Source organism: Streptomyces sp. NBC_00259, assembly GCF_036181745.1.
GTDB lineage: Bacteria > Actinomycetota > Actinomycetes > Streptomycetales > Streptomycetaceae > Streptomyces > Streptomyces pratisoli.
The window spans coordinates 1,455,892-1,477,010 of sequence record NZ_CP108080.1 but is presented as its reverse complement, the minus strand read 5'-3'; the positions used below and the strand labels follow the sequence as shown (position 1 = coordinate 1,477,010).

General features: G+C 71.8%; 18 protein-coding genes and 1 tRNA gene. 13 read left to right on the top strand and 6 right to left on the bottom strand.

The features are described from left to right. Positions 1-11 precede the first annotated feature (11 nt). Positions 12-99 (bottom strand) — tRNA-Leu (locus OG766_RS06635). Positions 100-306: 207 nt separating this feature from the next. Here OG766_RS06635 and OG766_RS06630 point away from each other — a divergent pair. The 3 genes from OG766_RS06630 to OG766_RS06620 all read left to right on the top strand — a co-directional run bounded on the left by OG766_RS06630 (position 307) and on the right by OG766_RS06620 (position 2,899). Then, positions 307-1,632 (top strand): M20/M25/M40 family metallo-hydrolase, encoded by a 1,326-nt coding sequence (locus tag OG766_RS06630; protein ID WP_266375484.1) that lies wholly within the window; start codon positions 307-309, stop codon positions 1,630-1,632. Between the two features lie 137 nt (positions 1,633-1,769). Continuing rightward, positions 1,770-2,003, top strand: a complete 234-nt coding sequence (gene chpH, locus OG766_RS06625; RefSeq protein ID WP_266375486.1) for a chaplin ChpH — start codon at positions 1,770-1,772, stop codon at positions 2,001-2,003. 146 nt (positions 2,004-2,149) lie between these two features. Continuing rightward, positions 2,150-2,899, top strand: coding sequence for a chaplin (locus OG766_RS06620; protein WP_323137249.1), 750 nt, complete (start codon positions 2,150-2,152; stop codon positions 2,897-2,899). Positions 2,900-2,972: 73 nt separating this feature from the next. Here OG766_RS06620 and OG766_RS06615 read toward each other — a convergent pair whose 3' ends face one another. Then, positions 2,973-3,161 carry a DUF5703 family protein gene (locus OG766_RS06615; RefSeq protein WP_266375488.1) on the bottom strand — a complete coding sequence of 63 codons (189 nt, stop codon included), beginning with the start codon at positions 3,159-3,161 and terminating at the stop codon, positions 2,973-2,975. Between the two features lie 47 nt (positions 3,162-3,208). On the opposite strand from OG766_RS06615, the gene OG766_RS06610 reads away from it, so the two are divergent. Continuing rightward, positions 3,209-3,880: a hypothetical protein gene (locus tag OG766_RS06610; protein WP_266375490.1), complete on the top strand. Its 672-nt coding sequence runs from the start codon at positions 3,209-3,211 to the stop codon at positions 3,878-3,880. Between the two features lie 148 nt (positions 3,881-4,028). Here the strand turns inward: OG766_RS06610 and OG766_RS06605 are convergent, their stop codons facing one another. Both OG766_RS06605 and OG766_RS06600 read right to left on the bottom strand, forming a co-directional pair. Then, the gene (locus OG766_RS06605; protein WP_328724759.1) at positions 4,029-6,290 is read right to left on the bottom strand and encodes a helix-hairpin-helix domain-containing protein; all 2,262 of its coding nucleotides are present in this window, start codon (positions 6,288-6,290) and stop codon (positions 4,029-4,031) included. Next, a complete protein-coding gene (locus tag OG766_RS06600; RefSeq protein ID WP_266375494.1) occupies positions 6,287-7,270 on the bottom strand; it encodes an aldo/keto reductase in 984 nt (327 codons plus the stop codon). Before OG766_RS06600 ends, OG766_RS06605 begins: the two co-directional genes overlap by 4 nt. A gap of 127 nt (positions 7,271-7,397) precedes the next feature. Here OG766_RS06600 and OG766_RS06595 point away from each other — a divergent pair, with 127 nt between their 5' ends. Beyond that, on the top strand, positions 7,398-8,447 hold the full coding sequence (locus OG766_RS06595) for an LLM class F420-dependent oxidoreductase (protein WP_266375496.1): 1,050 nt from the start codon (positions 7,398-7,400) through the stop codon (positions 8,445-8,447). A gap of 258 nt (positions 8,448-8,705) precedes the next feature. Then, positions 8,706-9,491: a ferritin-like domain-containing protein gene (locus OG766_RS06590; RefSeq protein ID WP_266375498.1), complete on the top strand. Its 786-nt coding sequence runs from the start codon at positions 8,706-8,708 to the stop codon at positions 9,489-9,491. 58 nt (positions 9,492-9,549) lie between these two features. Here the strand turns inward: OG766_RS06590 and corA are convergent, their stop codons facing one another. Beyond that, positions 9,550-10,542, bottom strand: coding sequence for a magnesium/cobalt transporter CorA (corA, locus tag OG766_RS06585; protein WP_328724757.1), 993 nt, complete (start codon positions 10,540-10,542; stop codon positions 9,550-9,552). Between the two features lie 102 nt (positions 10,543-10,644). Between corA and OG766_RS06580 the strand changes: the two genes are divergently transcribed. The 5 genes from OG766_RS06580 to OG766_RS06560 all read left to right on the top strand — a co-directional run bounded on the left by OG766_RS06580 (position 10,645) and on the right by OG766_RS06560 (position 17,434). Further along, positions 10,645-11,352 (top strand): histidine phosphatase family protein, encoded by a 708-nt coding sequence (locus OG766_RS06580; RefSeq protein ID WP_266375502.1) that lies wholly within the window; start codon positions 10,645-10,647, stop codon positions 11,350-11,352. Between the two features lie 86 nt (positions 11,353-11,438). Then, the gene (locus OG766_RS06575; RefSeq protein ID WP_266375504.1) at positions 11,439-12,029 is read left to right on the top strand and encodes a DUF3090 domain-containing protein; all 591 of its coding nucleotides are present in this window, start codon (positions 11,439-11,441) and stop codon (positions 12,027-12,029) included. Next, positions 11,993-12,823, top strand: a complete 831-nt coding sequence (locus tag OG766_RS06570) for an SCO1664 family protein (RefSeq protein ID WP_266375506.1) — start codon at positions 11,993-11,995, stop codon at positions 12,821-12,823. Before OG766_RS06575 ends, OG766_RS06570 begins: the two co-directional genes overlap by 37 nt. A gap of 211 nt (positions 12,824-13,034) precedes the next feature. Further along, the gene (mshC, locus tag OG766_RS06565) at positions 13,035-14,264 is read left to right on the top strand and encodes a cysteine--1-D-myo-inosityl 2-amino-2-deoxy-alpha-D-glucopyranoside ligase (RefSeq protein WP_328724756.1); all 1,230 of its coding nucleotides are present in this window, start codon (positions 13,035-13,037) and stop codon (positions 14,262-14,264) included. A gap of 125 nt (positions 14,265-14,389) precedes the next feature. Continuing rightward, a complete protein-coding gene (locus tag OG766_RS06560; protein ID WP_328724755.1) occupies positions 14,390-17,434 on the top strand; it encodes an NPCBM/NEW2 domain-containing protein in 3,045 nt (1,014 codons plus the stop codon). Positions 17,435-17,641: 207 nt separating this feature from the next. Here OG766_RS06560 and OG766_RS06555 read toward each other — a convergent pair whose 3' ends face one another. Beyond that, on the bottom strand, positions 17,642-18,721 hold the full coding sequence (locus tag OG766_RS06555; RefSeq protein WP_328724754.1) for a PAC2 family protein: 1,080 nt from the start codon (positions 18,719-18,721) through the stop codon (positions 17,642-17,644). Positions 18,722-18,995: 274 nt separating this feature from the next. Between OG766_RS06555 and OG766_RS06550 the strand changes: the two genes are divergently transcribed. Continuing rightward, positions 18,996-20,318 carry an enolase C-terminal domain-like protein gene (locus OG766_RS06550; protein ID WP_266375514.1) on the top strand — a complete coding sequence of 441 codons (1,323 nt, stop codon included), beginning with the start codon at positions 18,996-18,998 and terminating at the stop codon, positions 20,316-20,318. After that, positions 20,315-21,091, top strand: a complete 777-nt coding sequence (locus OG766_RS06545; RefSeq protein ID WP_266375516.1) for an SDR family NAD(P)-dependent oxidoreductase — start codon at positions 20,315-20,317, stop codon at positions 21,089-21,091. Before OG766_RS06550 ends, OG766_RS06545 begins: the two co-directional genes overlap by 4 nt. Positions 21,092-21,119: the final 28 nt, after the last annotated feature.

Below are 21,119 nucleotides of genomic sequence, written 5' to 3'. Positions count from 1 at the left end.
GGGTTCTCTGGTGGTGTCCGAGGGGGGACTTGAACCCCCACGCCCGATAAAGGGCACTAGCACCTCAAGCTAGCGCGTCTGCCATTCCGCCACCCGGACCAGGTGTCTGTCTTCCGGCCCTGGGCCGTTCCGACGAGGAAAACCATAGCAAACATTCGGAGGTGCTCGATCACGTCCCCGTTCCCGCAGGCCGCCGCCCGGCCCCGGCTGTGACGGGCATGTGTCGGTGTGCGGCTGCCCTTGGGGTGCGGCTCTTTGCGCGGGAGGATGTGGGTGACCACCAGAGCGACAGCGGGAGGAAACAGCGTGAGCGAGACGGACACCGTCCGGAAGATCTCCGGCGAGGACGAGGTCGTCGACCTCTGTCGCGATCTGATCCGGATCGACACCAGCAACTACGGCGACCACTCGGGACCAGGGGAGCGGGCGGCCGCCGAGTACGTGGCCGAGAAGCTCGCCGAGGTCGGTCTGGAGCCGAAGATCATCGAGTCCCACCCGGGCAGGGCCTCCACCGTGGCGCGCATCGAGGGCGAGGACCCCTCCCGCCCGGCGCTGCTCATCCACGGCCACACCGACGTCGTGCCGGCCAACGCCGACGACTGGACCCACCACCCCTTCTCCGGGGAGATCGCCGACGGCTGCGTCTGGGGCCGTGGCGCCGTGGACATGAAGGACATGGACGCGATGACGCTCGCCGTCGTCCGTGACCGGCTGCGCAGCGGCCGCAAGCCGCCGCGCGACGTGGTGCTGGCCTTCCTCGCGGACGAGGAGGCGGGCGGTACCTACGGGGCCCGGCACCTCGTCGACAAGCACCCGGACCTCTTCGAGGGGGTCACGGAGGCGATCGGCGAGGTCGGCGGCTTCTCCTTCACCGTCAACGAGAACCTGCGGCTCTACCTCGTCGAGACGGCCCAGAAGGGCATGCACTGGATGCGCCTCACCGTCGAGGGCACCGCAGGACACGGCTCGATGACCAACAACGACAACGCCATCACCGAACTCTGCGAGGCCGTCGGCCGGCTCGGCCGCCACACCTGGCCGGTACGGGTGACCAAGACCGTACGGTCCTTCCTGGACGAGCTGTCCGACGCGCTCGGCACGCCGCTCGACCCGGAGGACATGGAGGCGACCCTCGCCAAGCTCGGCGGCATCGCCAAGATGGTCGGCGCGACGCTCCGCAACTCCGCGGCGCCGACCATGCTCGGCGCCGGCTACAAGGTGAACGTGATCCCGGGACAGGCCACCGCACACGTCGACGGACGCTTCCTGCCGGGGTACGAGGAGGAGTTCCTCGCCGACCTCGACCGGCTGCTCGGGCCCCGGGTGAAGCGCGAGGACGTCCACGCCGACAAGGCGCTGGAGACGAGCTTCGACGGCGATCTGGTGGACGCCATGCAGTCGGCGCTCCGCGCCGAGGACCCGATCGCCCGGGCCGTGCCGTACATGCTGTCCGGCGGCACCGACGCCAAGTCCTTCGACGACCTCGGCATCCGCTGCTTCGGCTTCGCTCCGCTGAAGCTGCCGCCCGAGCTGGACTTCGCCGGCATGTTCCACGGCGTGGACGAGCGCGTTCCGGTGGACGGTCTGCAGTTCGGCGTTCGCGTGCTGGACCGTTTCCTCGACGCGAGCTGAGAGCGCCAACATTCGCCCGCACGTGCGTATTTGACTGAAAAGAGTGAATGGGCTCATACGCTAGTAGCCCCAATAGGTCCTCCTCGTTACAGGTGTGCGGTCCGCGGTTGGGATCGCATTGCCAACAAGGAGGAATAATGATCAAGAAGGTCGTCGCTGCTGCGGCTGCCACCGGTGGTCTGGTTCTCGCGGGTGCGGGGATGGCCGTCGCCGACTCGGGTGCTCAGGGTGCCGCCGTGCAGTCCCCGGGCGTGCTGTCGGGCAATGTCATCCAGGCGCCGATCCACGTGCCGGTGAACGTCTGTGGCAACACGGTCTCCGTGATCGGGCTGCTGAACCCCGCCTTCGGCAACGTCTGCGTCAACGACTGACGTCGAGTCTTGCCCTGTGAGGGATTGATCCCGGCGGCCCCGGAGTGCGCGCCATGCACTCCGGGGCCGTCCGCATTCCACCCCCTATTCCACCCCCTGGCGAGGCGCCCGGGGGTATTCCGGAAGTCAGAAGGCAGGAAGTAGCTATGCGACAGGTCACTCGTAAGGGCCTGATCACCGTGGCGGCCGCGGGCGGCGTACTCGTCCTCAGCGGTGGCTACGCCCAGGCACACGGTGGCGCGGGCGCCCATGGGAGCGCCTCGGATTCCCCGGGTGTGCTCTCCGGGAATGCGATCCAGGTTCCGGTGCACGTCCCGGTCAATGTCTGCGGCAATACCGTGAACGTCGTCGGACTGCTGAACCCCGCGTTCGGAAACGACTGCGCTAATACGTCGCAGAACGGTGGGGGCTCCCACGCCGAGGGTTCCACGTCGAACTCTCCCGGCGTCGCCTCCGGCAACACCATCCAGGTGCCCGTCGAGGTGCCGGTGAACGCCTGCGGCAACACCGTGACGGTCGGCGGCCTCGGCAACGGCGCACTCGGCAACGACTGCACCAACGGGCCGGACGACGACAACCCGGGTGAGCCCTCGGAGCCCGGCGAGCCGGGGGAGCCCGGGGAACCGGGAGAGCCGGGGGAGCCCGGTGAACCCAACGAGCCGGGAGAGCCGAACGAGCCGGGGGAGCCTGGTGAACCGAGTGAGCCCGGTGAGCCGGGAACGCCGGTCGAGCCCTCGGCCCCGAACACGCCGGGTACCAGCACCGTCACTCCGCCCCGGGGCACCGAGGAACTCGCGCAGACCGGTGCCGGCCCGCTCGGGACCGTGCTCCCGGCGGCCGGTGGACTGCTGCTCGGCGGAATGCTCCTCTACCGCAAGGCCCGCGCCCGCGCCTGAGCGTGAGCGTGCGGTGACACGACGGGGCGGGCCCGCGACCGCGGGCCTGCTCCGTCCTTCGTGGGGCGGGCACTCACCATGTGGCGCGCGCCTGACGGATGATGCGACGGCGCAACCGCACCCTGCGGCTGCCGTCGCGACGCAGAGTGAGCCTGTCCAACTCCCAGTGCCCGTACTCGGCGTGCTCGGTCAGCAGTCGGGTCGCCTCCTTGCGGGAGACACCGCGAGGGACGTACACATCGACAAATTCGTATTCCGGCATCGCATCTATTGTGCGGGCACAGCCCGAGTACGGATAGCGTCTGCACTATGTCTGATGCATCCGCTCCTGCGCAGCCCACGGCTGCCGAGGTTCGCGCCGCCGCCGAGGCGGTCAAAGCCGCGCTGGACCGTCACCTCGAAGCGGTCGAACGCCGCACGGGAGAGGACGACCCGGCGGTGTACGCGGCGTTCAACGCCCTTGCCGCCGCGGCCGAGGCGTACGACGAGCGGCTCTACGACCGCTACGACGAGGTCACTCCGTTCGAGATCCCCGGAGCGGACGACTCGATGCCGCCGTACACGGGGCCGGACGAGCCGAACGCGCTGAGTGTCCTCATTCGCCGCGACTACGCGGTCGTGGAGCCGCAGCGGCTGCTCGCGCAGGCGCAGCGCATCGCGGATCTGGACCGCGACGAGACCGCGGACGAGGCGTCGGGGGCGGTCGTCGGGGCGAGCGTGCACGCCGCGCTCGGTGTGCTCTTCGGTGAGTTCGAACCGGACGAGATCGCGTCCCGGCACAAGGAGTTCGGCCTTGAGGAGGGCGACTCGACGCTGTGGGTCGCCGCCGCGGACGAGCCCTCCGAGCCGGGCGAATGGCTGGCCACCCCCTTCGACCAGGCCGACCCGGAGCGCGTCGTGTGCCGCTTCGACGTCAGCTCGGTGTTCGACGAAGAGGACGTGGAAGAGGACCTGGACGACCTGAACACGGCGGACCGCTAGCGGATCGGCGAGAGCGGATCGGGGGAGAGGACCGGGGGCCCGTGCCCCCGGTCCTCTTGTCTCGTTCTCCCTCGATTCCCTGATCCTCTGATCCTCAGGTGCGCTGATCCCTTGTCCCAGGTGGGCTGCGGGACCGCGCCCCTGCCCGTCAGCGTCCCGGCGCGAGAAGGCCGGTCAGCAGCGGGCACAGCCGGGTCGTGCGGTGCTGCGACGGAATCTCGGCGACGGCGCGCGGCAGGGCCTGGTCGACGCCGTGGACCACGGACAGATGCCGCTCACCGCGGCCGAACGCGGTGTAGACCCAGGGCCGGCTCAGGCCCTGCGCCGCGTCGCCCGGCAGCACCACGACCGCCGCGGGCCAGCGCATCCCGGCCGCCTGGTGCGCGGTCAGCGCCCAGCCGTGCCGCACCGACGACTCGACCTGCTCCCTCGCCACCACGACGGGCGCGCCCTCGCAGTCGAGCCGCAGGCCCTCCTCGTCGGCGGAGACCACCGTGCCGGCCAGGACCCGGCCCGGCGCCGGGGTGTAGGCGATCCGGTCGGCCTCGTCGAAGCCGCCGAAACGGCCGGGGCCCGGGTTGAGCCGCTGCTTGAGCGCGGCGTTCAGCGCCCGTGTGCCCGCGGAACCGCCATGGCCGACCGTGATCACCTGCGTCTCGGACGCGGGCACCCCGATCGCCCGCGGCACCGAGTCCGCGACCAGCTGGACCGTGCGGTGCACGGCCTCGCCCGCGTCCCGCACCGGAACGATCACGACCTCCTTGCCCGGCGCGTCCACCTGGGCCAGCTCACCGATGCCGATTCCGGAGACCAGCTCCCCGAGCGGCCCCGGATCGGGCGTACGGGACGCGATCTGCGGGCACACCCGGGCCGCCAGCACATCGGCGAACACCCGTCCCGCGCCCGCCGACCACAGCACACCGGGGTCGCCGCTCAGCACCAGCCGGCATCCGTCCGGGAGGGACTCCACGAGCATCGCCGCGGTCTCGACGTCCAGCTGAGGCGCGTCGAGCACCGCGAGCAGATCCAGGGCCAGCGTGCCGTCCCCGTCCCGGCCGGGACCCTGCGCACCCGTGAGCAGCCCCTGCACCGTGACCGCGTCGGCGCCCAGCCTGCGCCGGCCGTTCTCGCTGTGGGCCGTGGCCACCGCGCGCAGACCGAGGGAGCGGGCCGCCTCGACGAGGGCGGCCGGCTCGGCACGGGCCGCCTCGCCGCCCGTGTGCACGACGAGGCCGTGCGCGGCGGCGGCGCGGATCAGCTCGGCCGCCGACGGTGAGCCCGCGGCCGCCGCGGCACCCTCCCAGGACGCCGGCCGGCCGGCGTCCGCGTCCGTCCCGTCCGCCTGGACCGTCTTGACCAGCCGGGCAAGACCGTCCGCGAGGCTCTCCTCCGCGAGCGCGTACCGGTCGAGGCCGAGCAGGACCGGAACCGGCTCCGCCGCCTCGGCGCCCGGCCCGCCCTCGCTCTCCTCCGTCGCCTCCGCGTCCTCCCGTGTCTCCTCCGGCTCCTCGGCGCCGTCCTGGAAGACCAGCACCGCACCTTCGGCGATCGCCTGCTGCAGCGCCTCGTCCGGCTCGGGCACGGAGCGCGCGGCGAGCGCGCTGCGCACGGACGCGGACTCCAGCGCGGTGTGGCCCTGCAGCGCGGCGCGCTCCAGCAGCCAGGTCACCAGCGCGGCGGCCCGCCGTGCGTCTCCGGGGCCGCACTCCGGGCCGAGCAGCGCCCGCGCGAATCCGTCCGCCTGATCCGGCTGCACTCCGGGCACGGCCAGCAGCCGCCAGGGATCCTCCCGAAGGGCCTCCGCGGCCTGCTCCCCGAGCACACCGGCGACCCGCGTGGCGAGTTCCTCGGGCGCACCGCCCGACACGAGCACCTCCAGCACGGCCGCCACGGCCCCCGGATCGGCCGGCCGCGGGCCGCGCCCCGGCTCCGGCACGCGCGGCCGCTCCGGTGGGGGCACGGACGACGGCGCCGGGCGCCTGGGGGCGGTCGGCGCCTCGAAGAACGCGGTCCCCGGCTTCTCCCCGCTCTCCACGGCCCGCACCGCCGCCAGCAGATCGGCAGCCGTACCGCTCAGCTTCGCCCCGGCCTCGACCGGTCCGCCCTTCTCGGCCTTCCGCTTCTCGATCCGCTCCCTGAGATCGCGCTGCGCGGCCAACTCCGCCTGCGCCTCGGACACCTCGGCCGCGTCGGCCTGCGCCGTGCCCGTCTCGGCCGAGTCCGTCGTGTCGGCCCCGGCCTCGCCCTCTGCTTCGGTCTCCCCGGCCGCCTCGGGCGCGTCCGCCCCCGGTTCACCCGGCTCACCCGGCTCACCCGCCCGGCCGGGCCCGCGGCCCGGCGTCTCGGGTGCGTCGAGGGCGGAGCCCTCCGTCTCCGGGGTGCCGGGGGTCGCCCCGGGAAGCGCAGTCACAGCGTGCTCCAGTCCTGATCGGGATAGCGGTGCACGGGCGCCGACACATCGTCGAGCGCCTGGCAGATCTCGTCAGGAAGACTAAGACCCTCCACTGACAACGCCGCCGTGAGCTGCTGTGCGTTGCGCGCGCCGACGATCGGGGCCACCACCCCCGGGCGGTCGCGGACCCAGGCGAGCGCGACCTCCAGCGGAGTCGTCGCCAGCCCGTCCGCGGCCGTGACGACCGCGTCCACGATCCGGCTCGCCGCCTCGTCCAGATACGGCTCGACGAAGGCCGCCAGCTGCTCCGAGCCCCCGCGCGAGTCCGCCGGTGTCGCGTGCCGGTACTTGCCGGTGAGCACCCCGCGCCCCAGCGGCGACGACGGAAGCAGACCGATCCCCAGGTCCAGCGCCGCGGGCAGCACCTCCCGCTCGACGCCGCGCTGCAGCAGCGAGTACTCCATCTGTGTGCCGGCCAGGCGGGTCCGTATGTCCGGGGCACCGAGCTGCCAGGTGGCCGCCTTCGCGAGCTGCCAGCCGCAGAAGCCCGACACCCCCGCGTATCGCGCACGGCCGCTGCTCACCGCCGTGTCGAGTGCCTGGAGTGTCTCCTCCAGCGGGGTGTGCGGATCGAAGCCGTGGATCTGCCACAGGTCCACGTGGTCCGTGCCGAGCCGCTCCAGCGACGCGTCGAGGGCCGCCAGCAGATGACCGCGCGAGCCGTCGAAGCGCCGGGCCGGATCGAGCACGCTGCCCGCCTTCGTGGCGATGACCAGATCGCGCCTCGGCACGAGCCGCTCCACGAGCTGCCCGAGCAGATACTCGGCCTCCCCGCCGCCGTACACGTCCGCCGTGTCGACCAGCGTGCCGCCCGCGTCCCAGAAGGCCTTCAACTGGTCGGCGGCGTCGTGCTCGCCGGTGTCCCGCCCCCACGTCAGGGTGCCGAGCCCGATCCGGGACACACGAAGGCCCGTACGGCCGAGATGCCTCTGCTCCATGGGCGCGAGATTACTGGCCACGGCCCCACCCGGAGCGACCCTGTGGACAACTCGCCCCTGACGGATCGGGCACAGCCGCGCTAAAGTCCCGCGACAAGGACGTTACTCATCGGTAAGAGGAGCGGTTATGCGGCTCGGCATCAATCTCGGCTACTGGGGCGCGGGGATGGACAGCGACAATCTCGCCGTCGCCCAGGAGGCGGACCGCCTCGGCTACGACGTCTGCTGGGCCGCCGAGGCCTACGGCTCCGACGCCCCGACCGTCCTCGCCTGGGTCGCCGCCCAGACCGAGAGCATCGACGTCGGCTCGGCGATCCTCCAGATCCCCGCCCGCCAGCCCGCGATGACGGCGATGACCGCCGCCACCCTCGACTCGCTCTCCGGCGGGCGCTTCCGCCTCGGCCTCGGCGTCTCGGGGCCGCAGGTCTCCGAGGGCTGGTACGGCGTCACGTTCGACAAGCCCCTCTCCCGCACCCGTGAGTACGTCGAGATCGTCCGCCGGGCGATGACCCGCGAGCGGCTGTCGTACGAGGGCGAGCACTGGACCCTCCCGCTGCCCGGCGGCCCCGGCAAGCCCATCAAGCTGACCGTCCACCCGCAGCGCGAGCACATCCCGCTGTACATCGCCGCCATCGGCCCCAAGAACCTGGAGCAGACCGGCGAGATCGCCGACGGCGCCCTGCTGATCTTCCCCTCCGCCGACCATCTGGAGGAGACCGCGATCCGCCACCTCCGCGCGGGCCGTGAGAAGGCCGGGAAGACCATGGACGGCTTCGACGTGTGCCCGACCGTGCCGCTCGCCGTGGGCGACGACGTCAAGGGCCTCGCCGACATGTTCCGCCCGTACACCGCGCTGTACGTCGGCGGCATGGGCAGCCGCAAGCAGAACTTCTACAACCAGCTCGCCCAGCGCATGGGCTACGAGCAGGAAGCCACGGAGATCCAGGACAAGTACCTGTCCGGCGACAAGGAGGGCGCCGCCGCGGCCGTACCGCACGAGCTGATCGACTCCACGACGCTGCTCGGTTCCGTCGAGCGGATCGCGGACCGGATGCAGGCGTACGCGGCGGCGGGGGTCACGACCCTCACACTCGCCCCGGCCGGCTTCACGCTCGACGAGCGCCTCGCGGCCCTGCGGGCCGGCACCGAGGCCCTGGAGCGCTCCGGGCTGGCGTGACCGGGGGCCTCGAGCCCCGGACATACCTGCGGCCGTGGTGGGGGCTCGGGGTCATCCCCGCCACGGCCGTCACGACACCTAACGCGCCACCCCCGCCCTCGGTAACGCCCGCGGGCGAGGGCGTCCCGTCCGGACTCCCCGGGGGGCGCGAAAAGCCCTCGCGCTCCTCCTTTTGGCGGAGTTGTCCCGCCCACCTGTTGCCGGTCGGCCCCGTCTCCATTTGACTTTTTCTTTGCGGACGTTCGACGGAGGTGGCAGATGCTCTCGGCCCGGAGTCTTTTCCAGGAGATCCTCGACAACGACGATTCCTACCAGCTCTTCTGCTCGATCGCGGCCAGTGGCGAGGCCCAGGGCGGCTGGGAGAACGGCCGTATCGCCGCCCTCGTCCCCGACAGCATGCGCGACCTCGCCCCGAAGATCACCCGGCACGGCGCCGACGAGGACAAGCACGGCCGGATCTTCAACGGCCTGCTGAAGAAGCGCGGCCTCGACCCGGTCGACGTACCGCCCGAGACCGACTACACGATGCTGCTGGAGCAGCGGGGCATCGGACTCGCCCACGAGAAGCTCCGTCGTGACCAGCGGCTCACCGAGAAGGACATCGTCGTCTACCTCTCGCACAGCCGCGTCACCGAGCAGCGCGCCGCCGACCAGATGGACATGCTGGTGAGGTTCTTCGGGGACCACCCCGAGGTCGGCAAGGCCATCAAGCAGATCTGCGCCGACGAGGACAACCACCTGGCCTACTGCCACGAGGAGTTGCTCCGCCTCGCCTACGCCGGCCACGGCCGCGCCATCCACACCACCCTGCGCGAGTGCGCCCTCACCGAGATCGCGATCTACCGCGACGTCAGCCTCGCCGTCATGTCCCACATGGGCAGGATCCTCAAGTGGCCGAGGCCCAAGTCCGCCGCGCTCGCCGCCGGCATCCACGCCATGTACGCCCTGGAGCGCGCGGGCGGCTGGCGGCGCATGGTCTCCCTCAAGATGCCGGAGCGGCGCGACGCGCTGGGCGGTCCCGCGACCACGGCACCCGCCTTCTAGCCTCCGGTCACCCCGGTTCCGGCCTCCGGTCACCCCGGCGCCGCGGCCCTCACCTTCGCTACAGCCAGCCGCGGCGCTTGAACAGCCGGAACAGTCCGAACACCACCAGGGCCATCAGCAGGATCACCGCCGGGTACCCCCACCCGAACCGCAACTCGGGCATGTGGTCGAAGTTCATGCCGTAGATCCCCGCCACCAGCGTCGGCACGGCGGCCATCGCCGCCCACGCCGAGATCTTGCGCATGTCGTCGTTCTGACGCACGCCCACCTGCGCCAGATGCGCGGACAGAACGTCCGACAGCAGCCGGTCCAGCCCGTCCACCTGTTCGTTGGCCCGGGTCAGATGGTCGTTGACGTCCCGGAAGAACAGCTGCGAGTGCTCGTCCACGAACGGCACCGACGCACTCGCGAGCCGGGTCATCGGCGCCACCAGCGGCCCGGTCGCCCGACGGAACTCCAGGACCTGCCGCTTGAAGTTGTAGATCTTGGAAGCCGTGTTCCGGGGGTCGCCGCCCATCGGCTCGAAGACGGCCTCCTCCGTCTCCTCCAGATCCTCCTGGAGCTCGCCCGCGACCTCGATGTAGTGGTCGACGACGGTGTCGCACACGGCGTACAGGACGGCCGTCGGGCCGTGCCGGAGCACGTGCGGTTCGGCCTCCAGCCGCTGCCGGACCGCGCGCAGCGGCTGGCTCTCCCCGTGCCGGACCGTCACGACGAAGCAGTTGCCGACGAACAGCATCAGCTCGTCGGCGCTGACGGTGTCGGTCTCCGCCTCGTACGAGACGGGCTTGAGGACCATGAACAGCGAGTCGTCGTACACCTCCAGCTTGGGCCGCTGATGGGCCTTGAGCGCGTCCTCCACCGCCAGCGGGTGCAGCCCGAACTCGCTGCTGACGCGGTCGAACTCCTGCTCGCTCGGCTCGTACAGACCGATCCACAGAAACGCGTTCTTGGCCGCGCGGGCCTCCGCGAGCGCGTCGGAGAGATCGTCGGGGCCCTCGGTCCGACGACCCTCCCGGTAGATGGCGCAGTCCACGATCACGGCGCGCATTCTTCCGTGCCCCCGTCCCGCCCGCACCTCGGCCCGCGAACGGTCCCCGGCGTGCGCAGCCCACACGGTCGTTCCGCCGGCACAGGCCCTAGGCTGGCCGGCATGGCCACGTTGATCCTCGTACGCCACGGTCGGTCCACCGCCAACACCGCGGGGCTGCTCGCGGGCTGGACACCCGGGGTCGCCCTCGACGACCGCGGCACCGCGCAGGCCGCCGCGCTGCCCGCAAGGCTGGCCGGGCTGGAACTCGCCGCCGCCGTCACCAGCCCGCTGCAGCGCTGCCTGGAGACCCTGCAGCCGCTCCTCGACGCACGGCCCGGACTGCCGCTGCACACCGACGAGCGGATCGGCGAGTGCCACTACGGCGAATGGTCCGGCCGCAAACTCGCCGAACTCGCCGACGAACCGCTGATGGAGGTCGTCCAGCGCCACCCCTCCGCGGCGACCTTCCCCGGCGGCGAGTCGATGCGGGCCATGCAGACTCGCGCCGTCGACGCCGTACGCGACTGGAACGCCCGCGTCGAGCAGGAGCACGGCGAGGACGCCGCCTTTCTGATGTGCTCGCACGGAGACATCATCAAGTCCCTCGTGGCGGACGCTCTCGGGATGCACCTCGACCTCTTCCAGCGCATCCACGTCGAACCGTGCTCGGTGACCGCGATCCGCTACACCCGGCTGCGGCCCTTCCTTCTCCGGCTCGGCGACACCGGCGACCTCGGGGCGCTCAGGCCCCGCGCGAGCGCCACCGAGCCGCCCGAGGGCGGCCCCGACGGGGCGGCTGTGGTCGGTGGCGGCGCGGGAGCACCGTGATCGCTCCGCGCAGTAGGGTGGACGGGCCGAACCCGGAATCCGGCGCTCAACTCTGAAGATCCTCTGATTTCCAAGGGAGACAGGACGTGTCCCGTCAGGTATTCCTGTACGACCCGCCGGAGCGCTTCGTGGCCGGTACGGTCGGGCTGCCTGGACGTCGTACGTTCTTCCTGCAGGCTGCCGCAGGGGGGCGGGTGACGAGCGTCGCCCTGGAGAAGACACAGGTGGCCGCGCTCGCCGAGCGGATCGACGAACTGCTGGACGAGGTCGTGCGGCGCACCGGCGGCAACGCCCCCGTCCCGGCCGTCGCCCCCACCGACATCGCCGACACCGCTCCGCTCGACGCCCCGGTCGAGGAGGAGTTCCGGGTCGGCACGATGGCGCTGGCCTGGGACGGCGAGGAACAGCGCATGATCGTCGAGGCGCAGGCACTGGTCGAGCTGGACGCGGACTCCGAGGAGGACCTCGCCGAGGCCGAGGAACGGCTGTTGCAGGACGAGGAGAACGGCCCGCCGATGCTGCGCGTCCGGCTGACCGGCGCACAGGCGAGGGCCTTCGCCAAGCGCGCGCTCGATGTCGTGAACGCGGGACGGCCGCCGTGCCCGCTGTGCAGCCTGCCGCTCGACCCGGAGGGACACGTATGCCCGCGCCAGAACGGATACCGCCGCGGAGCGTGACCGCGCTCGACCCGGCGCTCGACCTGCTCTCCCACGGCGAGCTCACGGTGCGCGGCCGTATCGGCGAGGCGTCGAACGCGGTGCTGTACTGCTCCGTCTCGCTCGACGGCCAGGAGGCGCACTGCGTCTACAAGCCCGTCGCCGGTGAGCGTCCGCTGTGGGACTTCCCCGACGGCACGCTGGCCCAGCGGGAAGTCGCCGCGTACGAACTGTCCGAGGCGACCGGATGGGGACTCGTCCCGCCGACCGTGCTCCGCGACGGGCCCTACGGCGAGGGCATGTGCCAGCTGTGGATCGAGGCCGACCCCGCGGAGGGACTGCTCGCGCTCGTCGACGGCGAGGAGCCGGAGGACGGCTGGAAGGCGGTCGGCTTCGCGGAGGTCGGGGAGGGCCGCACGGCGCTCCTCGTGCACGCCGACGACCCGCGGCTGCGCAGGCTCGCCGTGCTCGACGCGGTGATCAACAATGGTGACCGCAAGGGCGGACACCTGCTCCCCGCGCCGGACGGGCGGCTGTACGCGATCGACCACGGTGTGACCTTCAACGTGGACGACAAGCTGCGGACGCTGCTGTGGGGATGGGCCGGGGAGTCCCTGACCGAGGAGGCCGTCACGGTCCTCGCGGCCCTCGACACGGCACTGGACGACGGTGCCCCGCTCGCCGTCCGGCTCGCGGAGCTGATCACCGCCGAGGAAGTGGCCGCCGTACGGGGCCGGGTCCGTACCCTCCGCGAGACGGCCCGCCACCCCGTACCCTCCGGCGGCTGGCCCGCGATTCCCTGGCCGCCCGTCTAGCCCGCCCGTCCAGCCCGCTCGTCCGGCCCGGCTGTCCACCGTTCGTCCAGCCCGCTCGTCCGGCCGTGCCCGCCGCCCGTCCGGCCCTGCCGGCCGTGCTCGTTCCCGCGGTCCCATAGCTCCACGTCAGGCGCACGCGCAAGAGTGCCTGACAGGCCAAGAGCGGGCATCCGGTTCGTTTCCGGAAGGTGCGTCCGGTTACGCTCATGACATGCATGCCTGGCCCGCTTCTGAGGTCCCCGCCCTGCCCGGCACGGGCCGCGACCTCCGGATCCACGACACCGCGACCGGCGGCCTCGTCACCCTCGACCCCGGTCCCGTCGCCCGTATCTACGTCTGCGGAATCACCCCGTACGACGCGACCCACCTGGGTCACGCGGCGACCTACAACGCGTTCGACCTCGTTCAGCGCGTGTGGCTCGACACCAAGCGGCAGGTTCACTACGTCCAGAACGTCACCGACGTGGACGATCCGCTCCTCGAGCGGGCCGTCCGCGACGGACAGGACTGGACCGAGCTCGCGGAACGCGAGACCGCCCTGTTCCGCGAGGACATGACCGCCCTGCGGATGCTGCCCCCGCAGCACTACATCGGCGCCGTCGAGGCCATACCCGGAATCGTTCCGCTCGTCGAGCGGCTGCGCGACGCCGGCGCCGCGTACGAACTCGACGGCGACGTCTACTTCTCCGTGGAGTCCGACCCGCACTTCGGCGAGGTGTCGCGCTACGGCCCCGACCTGATGCGCGAGCTCTCCGCCGAGCGCGGCGGAGACCCCGACCGCCCCGGCAAGAAGAACCCGCTCGACCCGATGCTGTGGATGGCGGCCCGCGAGGGCGAACCGAGCTGGGACGGCGCCTCCCTGGGACGCGGCCGGCCCGGCTGGCACATCGAGTGCGTGGCCATCGCCCTCGACCACCTCGGCATGGGCTTCGACGTCCAGGGCGGCGGCTCCGATCTCGCCTTCCCGCACCACGAGATGGGCGCCTCGCACGCCCAGGCCCTCACCGGCGAGCACCCGTTCGCCAAGGCCTACGTGCACGCAGGCATGGTCGCCCTGAACGGCGAGAAGATGTCCAAGTCCAAGGGCAACCTCGTCTTCGTCTCCGCGCTGCGCCGCGACGGCGTCGACCCGGCCGCCATCCGGCTGGCGCTGCTGTCCCACCACTACCGTGCCGACTGGGAGTGGACCGACGAGGTCCTCCAGGAGGCCGTGGCCCGCCTCGGACGCTGGCGTGCCGCCGTCTCCCGGCCTGACGGGCCGTCCGCGGACGCCCTCGTCGAGGAGATCCGCGAGGCACTCGCCGACGACCTGGACGCTCCCGCCGCGCTGGCCGCCGTCGACCGCTGGACCGAGCGCCAGCGGACCGAGGGCGGTACGGACGAGGGCGCACCCGGTCTCGTGTCGCGGGCCGTGGACTCCCTGCTCGGCGTCGCCCTGTAGGTCCCGTATCCGTCCCCGGGCTCCGCGCCCGGTCCACCGCACCGCCCCTGGACTCTCTCGGAGAGTCCAGGGGCGGTTCCGTTTTGTCCTTGGCGGAATGCTCGTTTCTGCGCTAAACACGCGCCATGCAATCACCAATACGCATGAGAGCGGTGGTCGCCGGGCTGCTGCTCGGTCTCCTCACGGTGTTCGCAGGACCGGGCGGCGCCCATGCCGAGCCGGTCCCCACCACTGTCGGGGACGTCACCGGCTTCACCGCCCAAGGACCCGTCTACCGGCTGACGGCAGGCCAGGCCGAGGCCCGCGTCAGCTTCGTCTCCCCGGAGACCTTCCGGATCGAACTCGCCCCGGACGGCGGATTCACCGACCCGACCGGCAGCGACATCGTGCTGCCGCAGGGCAAGCCGCCCGCCACCCGCTGGAAGGACCGTGGCGACCGCTACGAACTCGGCACGTCGAAGGTGACGTTGCGCGCCTACAAGTCACCGCTGCGATTCGCCCTCCACCGCGCCGACGGCACCCTGCTCTGGGCCGAGACCAAGGGCCTGACCTGGACCGGGGACAGGACGACCCAGACCCTCGCACGAGGCGCCGACGAACAGTTCTACGGCGCCGGCATGCAGAACGGCCGGGGCAACACCTCGCACCGCGGCAAGACCGTCGAGGTCGGCGTCGACTACAACTGGAACGACGGCGGCCACCCCAACTCCGTGCCGTTCTACCTCTCCTCGGCCGGCTACGGCGTCTACCGCAACACCTACGCCCCCAACACCTATGTCTTCGGCGAGCCGGTGACCACCACCGCCCAGGAACAGCGCTTCGACGCCTACTACTTCGCGGGCCCCGGCGCCAAGGACGTGATCGGGCAGTACACGAAGCTCACGGGCAAGCCCTTCATGCCGCCCGTCTACGGCCTGGAGATCGGCGACGCCGACTGCTACCTCCACAACGCCAACCGCGGCGAACGCCACACCCTCGACGCGCTGAAGGTCGCCGACGGCTACGTCGAGCACGACATGCCCAACGGCTGGATGCTCGTCAACGACGGCTACGGCTGCGGCTACGAGAACCTCGCCGAGACCGCCCAGGGCCTCCAGCAGCGCAAGATGCAGCTCGGCCTGTGGACCGAGGACGGCCTCGACAAGCTCGCCGACCAGGTCAAGGCCGGCCAGCGGGTCGCCAAGCTCGACGTCGCCTGGGTCGGCGCGGGCTACAAGTTCGCCCTGGACGGCTGCAAGGACGCCTACGCCGGCATCGAGGCCAACAGCACGGCCCGCGGCTTCACCTGGGCCCCCGAGAGCTGGTCGGGCGCCCAGCGCTGCGGCGTCCAGTGGTCCGGCGACCAGGCCGGCAGCTGGGAGTACATCCGCTGGCAGATCCCGACCTACGCGGGCGCGTCCATGTCCGGACTCGCCTACACCACCGGTGACGTCGACGGAATCTTCGGCGGCAGCCCCCAGACCTACACCCGCGACCTGCAGTGGAAGATGTTCCTCCCGGTCACCATGACCATGGACGGCTGGGCCGCCAGCGACAAGCAGCCCTTCCGGTACGGCGAGCCGTACACCTCGATCAACCGCGACTACCTCAAGCTCCACGAGTCGTTGCTGCCGTACATCTACTCGTACGCCCACGAGGCGACGAAGACCGGCGTCGGCCTCGCCCGCCCGCTCGTCCTGGAGTACCCGGACGACCCGAAGGCCGCGACGGACGCCGCCAAGTACGAGTTCCTGAGCGGTGAGGACTTCCTCGTCGCACCCGTCTACCAGGACGCCGCCGAGCGCGACGGAATCTACCTGCCGAAGGGCACGTGGATCGACTACTGGAGCGGACGCACCTACGAGGGCCCCACCACGGTCGACGACTACAGCGCACCGCTGGACACCCTCCCGCTGTTCGTCCGGGCCGGCGCCACCGTCCCGATGTGGCCCGGCGGGATCCGCTCGTACGCCGACCGCGGCGCCGGCTCCCCGCTCGCCTGGGACATCTACCCGCAGGGATCGTCGTCGTTCACGCTCTACGAGGACGACGGCGTGACGCGCGAGCACCGCTCGGGGAAGTACGCCACCCAGCGTGCCGACGTCGACGCCCCGAAGCGCGGGGCGGGGGACGTGACCGTACGGATCGGCGCGAGCCGTGGCACGTTCAACGGCAAGAGTCACGCGCGACCGTACAACTTCACCGTTCACACCGCGGATTCACCGAGCTCGGTCGAGCTGAACGGCCGTGATCTGCCGAGGCTGAGCGGCAGGGCGGCCTTCGACGCGGCCGGACAGGGCTGGTGGTACGACCGCGACGACCGCGGCGGCGTCGTGAAGGTGAAGACCGCGGCGCTGCCCACCGACCGCGGCTTCGAGCTGGAACTGGAGGACACCGCGGCGGTCGGCGGAGCCGTCCCCGGCTCCGCGGCCGTCGTCGCCGCCCCGGCCGGTCAGGAACTGGCCGCCGGCACGCCGGGCAAGGTCGCCGTCGATGTCACCGCGGGCGCCCGTGACGCCACGGACGTCTCGGTCTCGCTGGACACACCGGCGGGCTGGCAGGTGACGCCCGCGGCGAGCGTGGACCGCATCCCCGCGGGGACGACCAGGCGGGTCGAGGTCGCCGTCACCCCCGCCCGGGACGCCGAGCCCGGCGAGGCGACGCTCACCGCAACCGCCCGCTACCGGGCGGCCGGTGAGCCACGCACCGCCGTGCAGCGGTTCGCGGCCGGGGTGATGCCGCCGCCGCCGTCCGGCGACGTCTGGGCGAGCGATCTGGTGTGGCTGACGTCCACCAACGGCTGGGGCCCACCCGAACGCGACCGCAGCAACGGGGAATCGGGCGCGAGTGACGGACATACGCTCACCCTCGCCGGCCAGACCTACGAGAAGGGCATCGGGGCGCACGCCGACTCCGACATCGAGGTCTATCTCGGTGGCCGCTGCACCACGTTCACCGCGGACACCGGTATCGACGACGAGATCAACGGATACGGCGAAGTCGCGTTCTCCGTCGAGGCGGACGGCGAGGTGCTGTGGACCTCGCCGAAGGTCACCGGCGCCTCGGCGACCGTACCGGCCGAGGTCGACGTCACCGGGGCGCGGCACGTCCGTCTGAAGGTGACCGACACCAACGGCTCCAAGTCCGGTGACCACGCGGACTGGGCGGGCGCACGGTTCCGCTGCGGCTGACACCCGCGCAGGCCGGGCCGGACGGCGCAGGCCCGGACGGCGCGGGGCCGGACGTCGCGGGGCCGGACGTCGCAGGACCGGGCCGGGGCACCGCGCCCCGGCCCGGCTCCTGTGCCCGCGGACTTCGGCCGGACTTCGGCCGCCCGGCACGGCGACGGGGCGGTGCCTGCCGGCACCGCCCCGCTCGACCACGACACCCCGCAGCGGTCAGTCGTCCTCGGAGGGGTCAGGACCGTCCCCGGGCTCCGGCTCGGCGTCGGAACTCTGGCCCGGCTCCGGATGGGGCGGCTTCGGCGGCCGCGTCCGCCCCCCGCGCCCGCCGGGCGCAGGGGGAGTGTCGCGCAGATAGGAGCCGCTGTCGCCGCTCTCCGTCGCGTGCCCGCCGGGTGCCTGTCCGGGGCCTGCGCCGGGAGCGGTCCCACCGGGACCCGGGCCGGGCCCCGGTCCTCCGTCACGCCGCCGCAGATACCGCTCGAACTCGCGGGCGATGGCCTCGCCGGACGCCTCGGGGAGCTCCGCGGTGTCCCGCGCCTCCTCCAGCGTCTGCACGTACTCCGCAACCTCGCTGTCCTCGGAGGCCAGTTGGTCCACCCCGAGCTGCCAGGCCCGTGCGTCCTCCGCCAGTTCGCCCAGCGGGATGCGGAGGTCTATCAGGTCCTCCAGCCGGTTCAGCAGGGCCAGCGTCGCCTTGGGGTTCGGCGGTTGCGAGACGTAGTGCGGTACGGCGGCCCACAGCGACACGGCCGGGACCCCGGCGTGCGTACACGCCTCCTGGAGGATGCCGACGATGCCGGTCGGGCCCTCGTAGCGGGTCTCCTCCAGGTCCATCGTCCTGGCCAGATCCGGATCCGACGTGACACCGCTGACCGGCACCGGCCGCGTGTGCGGGGTGTCGCCGAGCAGGGCGCCCAGGATCACCACCATCTCGACGCCCAGCTCATGGGCGAAGCCCAGCAGCTCGTTGCAGAACGAGCGCCAGCGCATCGACGGCTCGATCCCGCGGACCAGCACCAGATCACGGGGCTTCTCGCCACCGACCCGGACCACGGACAGCCGTGTGGTGGGCCACGTGATCTTCCGTACCCCGCCGTCCAGCCACACCGTGGGCCGGTTGACCTGGAAGTCGTAGTAGTCCTCGGCGTCGAGCGCCGCGAACACCTCGCCCTTCCATTCCCGGTCCAGATGCGCGACCGCGGTGGAGGCGGCGTCGCCTGCGTCGTTCCAGCCCTCGAACGCGGCCACCATGACCGGGTCGATCAGCTCGGGAACCCCCTCGAGCTCGATCACCCAGGCCTCCTTCCGACGTTCTCTTTCGTACGCCCCAACCTTACGGCTTCCCAGAGGTCCGCCCGCAGTCCCTGTGCACGCCTGGGTGAACTTCCATACGGCAGGGGCATAGGTCAGAGGAATACCGGTTCCAGCCGCACATACATCCGAGCTGTAGCCGAGAAAGTTTGCCCCAGGCCTGGACCTGGCCCCCGAGACGACGCTATACATCGGATGACCAAGAGGTCCGATGTTCACCGGGTCCTTGTCGTACCGAATCGTCCGGGGGGCGTGCATGAGTCAGACCGTCACAGGGTTCGAGGTCCACGACATCCGCTTTCCCACCTCGGAACAGCTCGACGGCTCCGACGCCATGAACACCGACCCCGACTACTCCGCCGCCTACGTCGTCATGCGCACCGACGCCGGCGAGGAGGGGCACGGCTTCTGCTTCACGATCGGCAGAGGCAACGATGTCACGGCAGCGGCCATCGAGGCACTGCGTCCCTATGTCAGCGGCCGGCCCGCGCCCCGCTCCGCCGCCGATCTCGCGGCCCTGCACCTCGAACTCACCCATGACTCCCAGCTGCGTTGGCTCGGCCCCGAGAAGGGCGTGATGCACATGGCCGTCGGCGCGGTCGTGAACGCCGCCTGGGATCTTGCCGCGAAGCTGGCCGGGCTGCCGGTCTGGGAGTTCCTCGCCGGCATGTCGCCCGAGGAACTCGTCTCCCTCGTCGACTTCCGCTACCTCACCGACGCACTGACCCGCGACGAGGCACTCGCCATCCTGCGCGCCGCCGAGCCGGGCCGGGCCGAACGGGCCGAACTGCTGCGCGCGGACGGCTATCCCGCCTACACCACCTCACCGGGCTGGCTCGGCTACGACGACGCCAAACTCGTCCGCCTCGCCAAGCAGGCCGTCGCCGACGGGTTCGGGCAGATCAAGCTGAAGGTGGGCGCCGACCTCGACGACGACGTACGACGGCTGAAAGTCGCCCGTGCGGCGGTCGGCCCGGGCGTACGCATCGCCGTGGACGCCAACCAGCGCTGGGACGTCGCCGAGGCGCTGCGCTGGCTGGAGGCCATCGCCCCCTACGAGCCGTACTGGATCGAGGAGCCCACCAGCCCCGACGACATCCTCGGCCACGCCGCCGTACGGGCCGGACAGCCCGTCAAGGTCGCCACCGGCGAGCACGTCGCCAACCGCGTCGTCTTCAAACAGCTGCTCCAGGCCGGGGCCGTCGACTTCGTCCAGATCGACGCGGCCCGCGTCGCCGGCGTCAACGAGAACCTCGCGATCCTGCTGCTCGCCGCCAAGTACGGCGTTCCCGTCTGCCCGCACGCGGGCGGGGTAGGACTGTGCGAACTCGTCCAGCACCTCGCCATGTTCGACTACGTCGCCGTGTCCGGCAGCTTGGAGGACCGCGTCATCGAGTACGTCGACCACCTCCACGAACACTTCACCGCGCCCGCCGTGATCGACAACGGGCGCTACGTCGCCCCGCGCACGCCGGGCTTCTCCTCCCGTATGCGGCCCGAGTCGATCGCCGCGCACCGCTACCCGGAAGGGCCTGTCTGGCAGGCCCGAGCGTCCGCCCAGGAGGTCGGCAACTCATGACAACGGCACACGACTTCGAGGGAATGGCGGCCGTGGTCACCGGCGGCGCCTCGGGCATCGGAGCCGCCATCGCCCGGCAACTCCTCGCCAGGGGTGCCCGGGTCGCCGTCCTCGACCGGGACCCCGCGGGCGCGCCGCAGGGCACGCTCGCGGTGAAGGCGGACGTCACCGATGACATGGCACTGCGTACCGCCATCGATGACGTCGCACAGGAGTACGGCGCCCTCCACACCGTTGTGTCCAACGCCGGCATCGGCGCCATCGGCACCGTCGCCGACAACCCCGACGACGAGTGGCACCGGGTCCTCGACATCAACGTCCTCGGCATGGTCCGCACCGCCCGGCACGCCCTGCCCCATCTGCGCCGGGCCGCCGCCGAACGCCCCGGCTGCGTCTCCCTCACCCAGACCTGCTCCATCGCCGCGACCGCCGGCCTGCCCCAGCGGGCGCTCTACAGCGCCTCGAAGGGCGCCGTCCTCTCCCTCACCCTCGCCATGGCCGCCGACCACGTCCGCGAGGGCATCCGCGTCAACTGCGTCAACCCCGGCACCGCCGACACCCCCTGGATCGGCCGGCTGCTCGACCGGGCCGACGATCCCGCGGCCGAACGGGCCGCGCTCGAAGCCCGCCAGCCCACCGGACGACTGGTCGCCGCCGAGGAAGTCGCCTCCGCCGTCGTCTACCTCGCCAGCCCCGCCGCGGCCGCCGTCACGGGCACGGCACTCGCGGTCGACGGCGGAATGCAGGGTCTGCGCCTGCGTTCCGCCACCTGAGCCCGAGCACCTGAGCCCGAGCACGTGA

What these genes read in the sequence shown, in the direction of transcription:
- OG766_RS06615 (WP_266375488.1), bottom strand. Translation starts at nt 3,161, where the DNA reads ATGCCGGAATACGAATTTGTCGATGTGTACGTCCCTCGCGGTGTCTCC.
- OG766_RS06590 (WP_266375498.1), top strand. Translation starts at nt 8,706, where the DNA reads ATGCTCTCGGCCCGGAGTCTTTTCCAGGAGATCCTCGACAACGACGAT.
- OG766_RS06560 (WP_328724755.1), top strand. Translation starts at nt 14,390, where the DNA reads ATGCAATCACCAATACGCATGAGAGCGGTGGTCGCCGGGCTGCTGCTC.
- OG766_RS06595 (WP_266375496.1), top strand. Translation starts at nt 7,398, where the DNA reads ATGCGGCTCGGCATCAATCTCGGCTACTGGGGCGCGGGGATGGACAGC.
- corA (WP_328724757.1), bottom strand. Translation starts at nt 10,542, where the DNA reads ATGCGCGCCGTGATCGTGGACTGCGCCATCTACCGGGAGGGTCGTCGG.
- mshC (WP_328724756.1), top strand. Translation starts at nt 13,035, where the DNA reads ATGCATGCCTGGCCCGCTTCTGAGGTCCCCGCCCTGCCCGGCACGGGC.
- OG766_RS06620 (WP_323137249.1), top strand. Translation starts at nt 2,150, where the DNA reads ATGCGACAGGTCACTCGTAAGGGCCTGATCACCGTGGCGGCCGCGGGC.
- OG766_RS06545 (WP_266375516.1), top strand. Translation starts at nt 20,315, where the DNA reads ATGACAACGGCACACGACTTCGAGGGAATGGCGGCCGTGGTCACCGGC.
- OG766_RS06570 (WP_266375506.1), top strand. Translation starts at nt 11,993, where the DNA reads ATGCCCGCGCCAGAACGGATACCGCCGCGGAGCGTGACCGCGCTCGAC.
- OG766_RS06580 (WP_266375502.1), top strand. Translation starts at nt 10,645, where the DNA reads ATGGCCACGTTGATCCTCGTACGCCACGGTCGGTCCACCGCCAACACC.
- OG766_RS06600 (WP_266375494.1), bottom strand. Translation starts at nt 7,270, where the DNA reads ATGGAGCAGAGGCATCTCGGCCGTACGGGCCTTCGTGTGTCCCGGATC.
- OG766_RS06610 (WP_266375490.1), top strand. Translation starts at nt 3,209, where the DNA reads ATGTCTGATGCATCCGCTCCTGCGCAGCCCACGGCTGCCGAGGTTCGC.
- chpH (WP_266375486.1), top strand. Translation starts at nt 1,770, where the DNA reads ATGATCAAGAAGGTCGTCGCTGCTGCGGCTGCCACCGGTGGTCTGGTT.
- OG766_RS06550 (WP_266375514.1), top strand. Translation starts at nt 18,996, where the DNA reads ATGAGTCAGACCGTCACAGGGTTCGAGGTCCACGACATCCGCTTTCCC.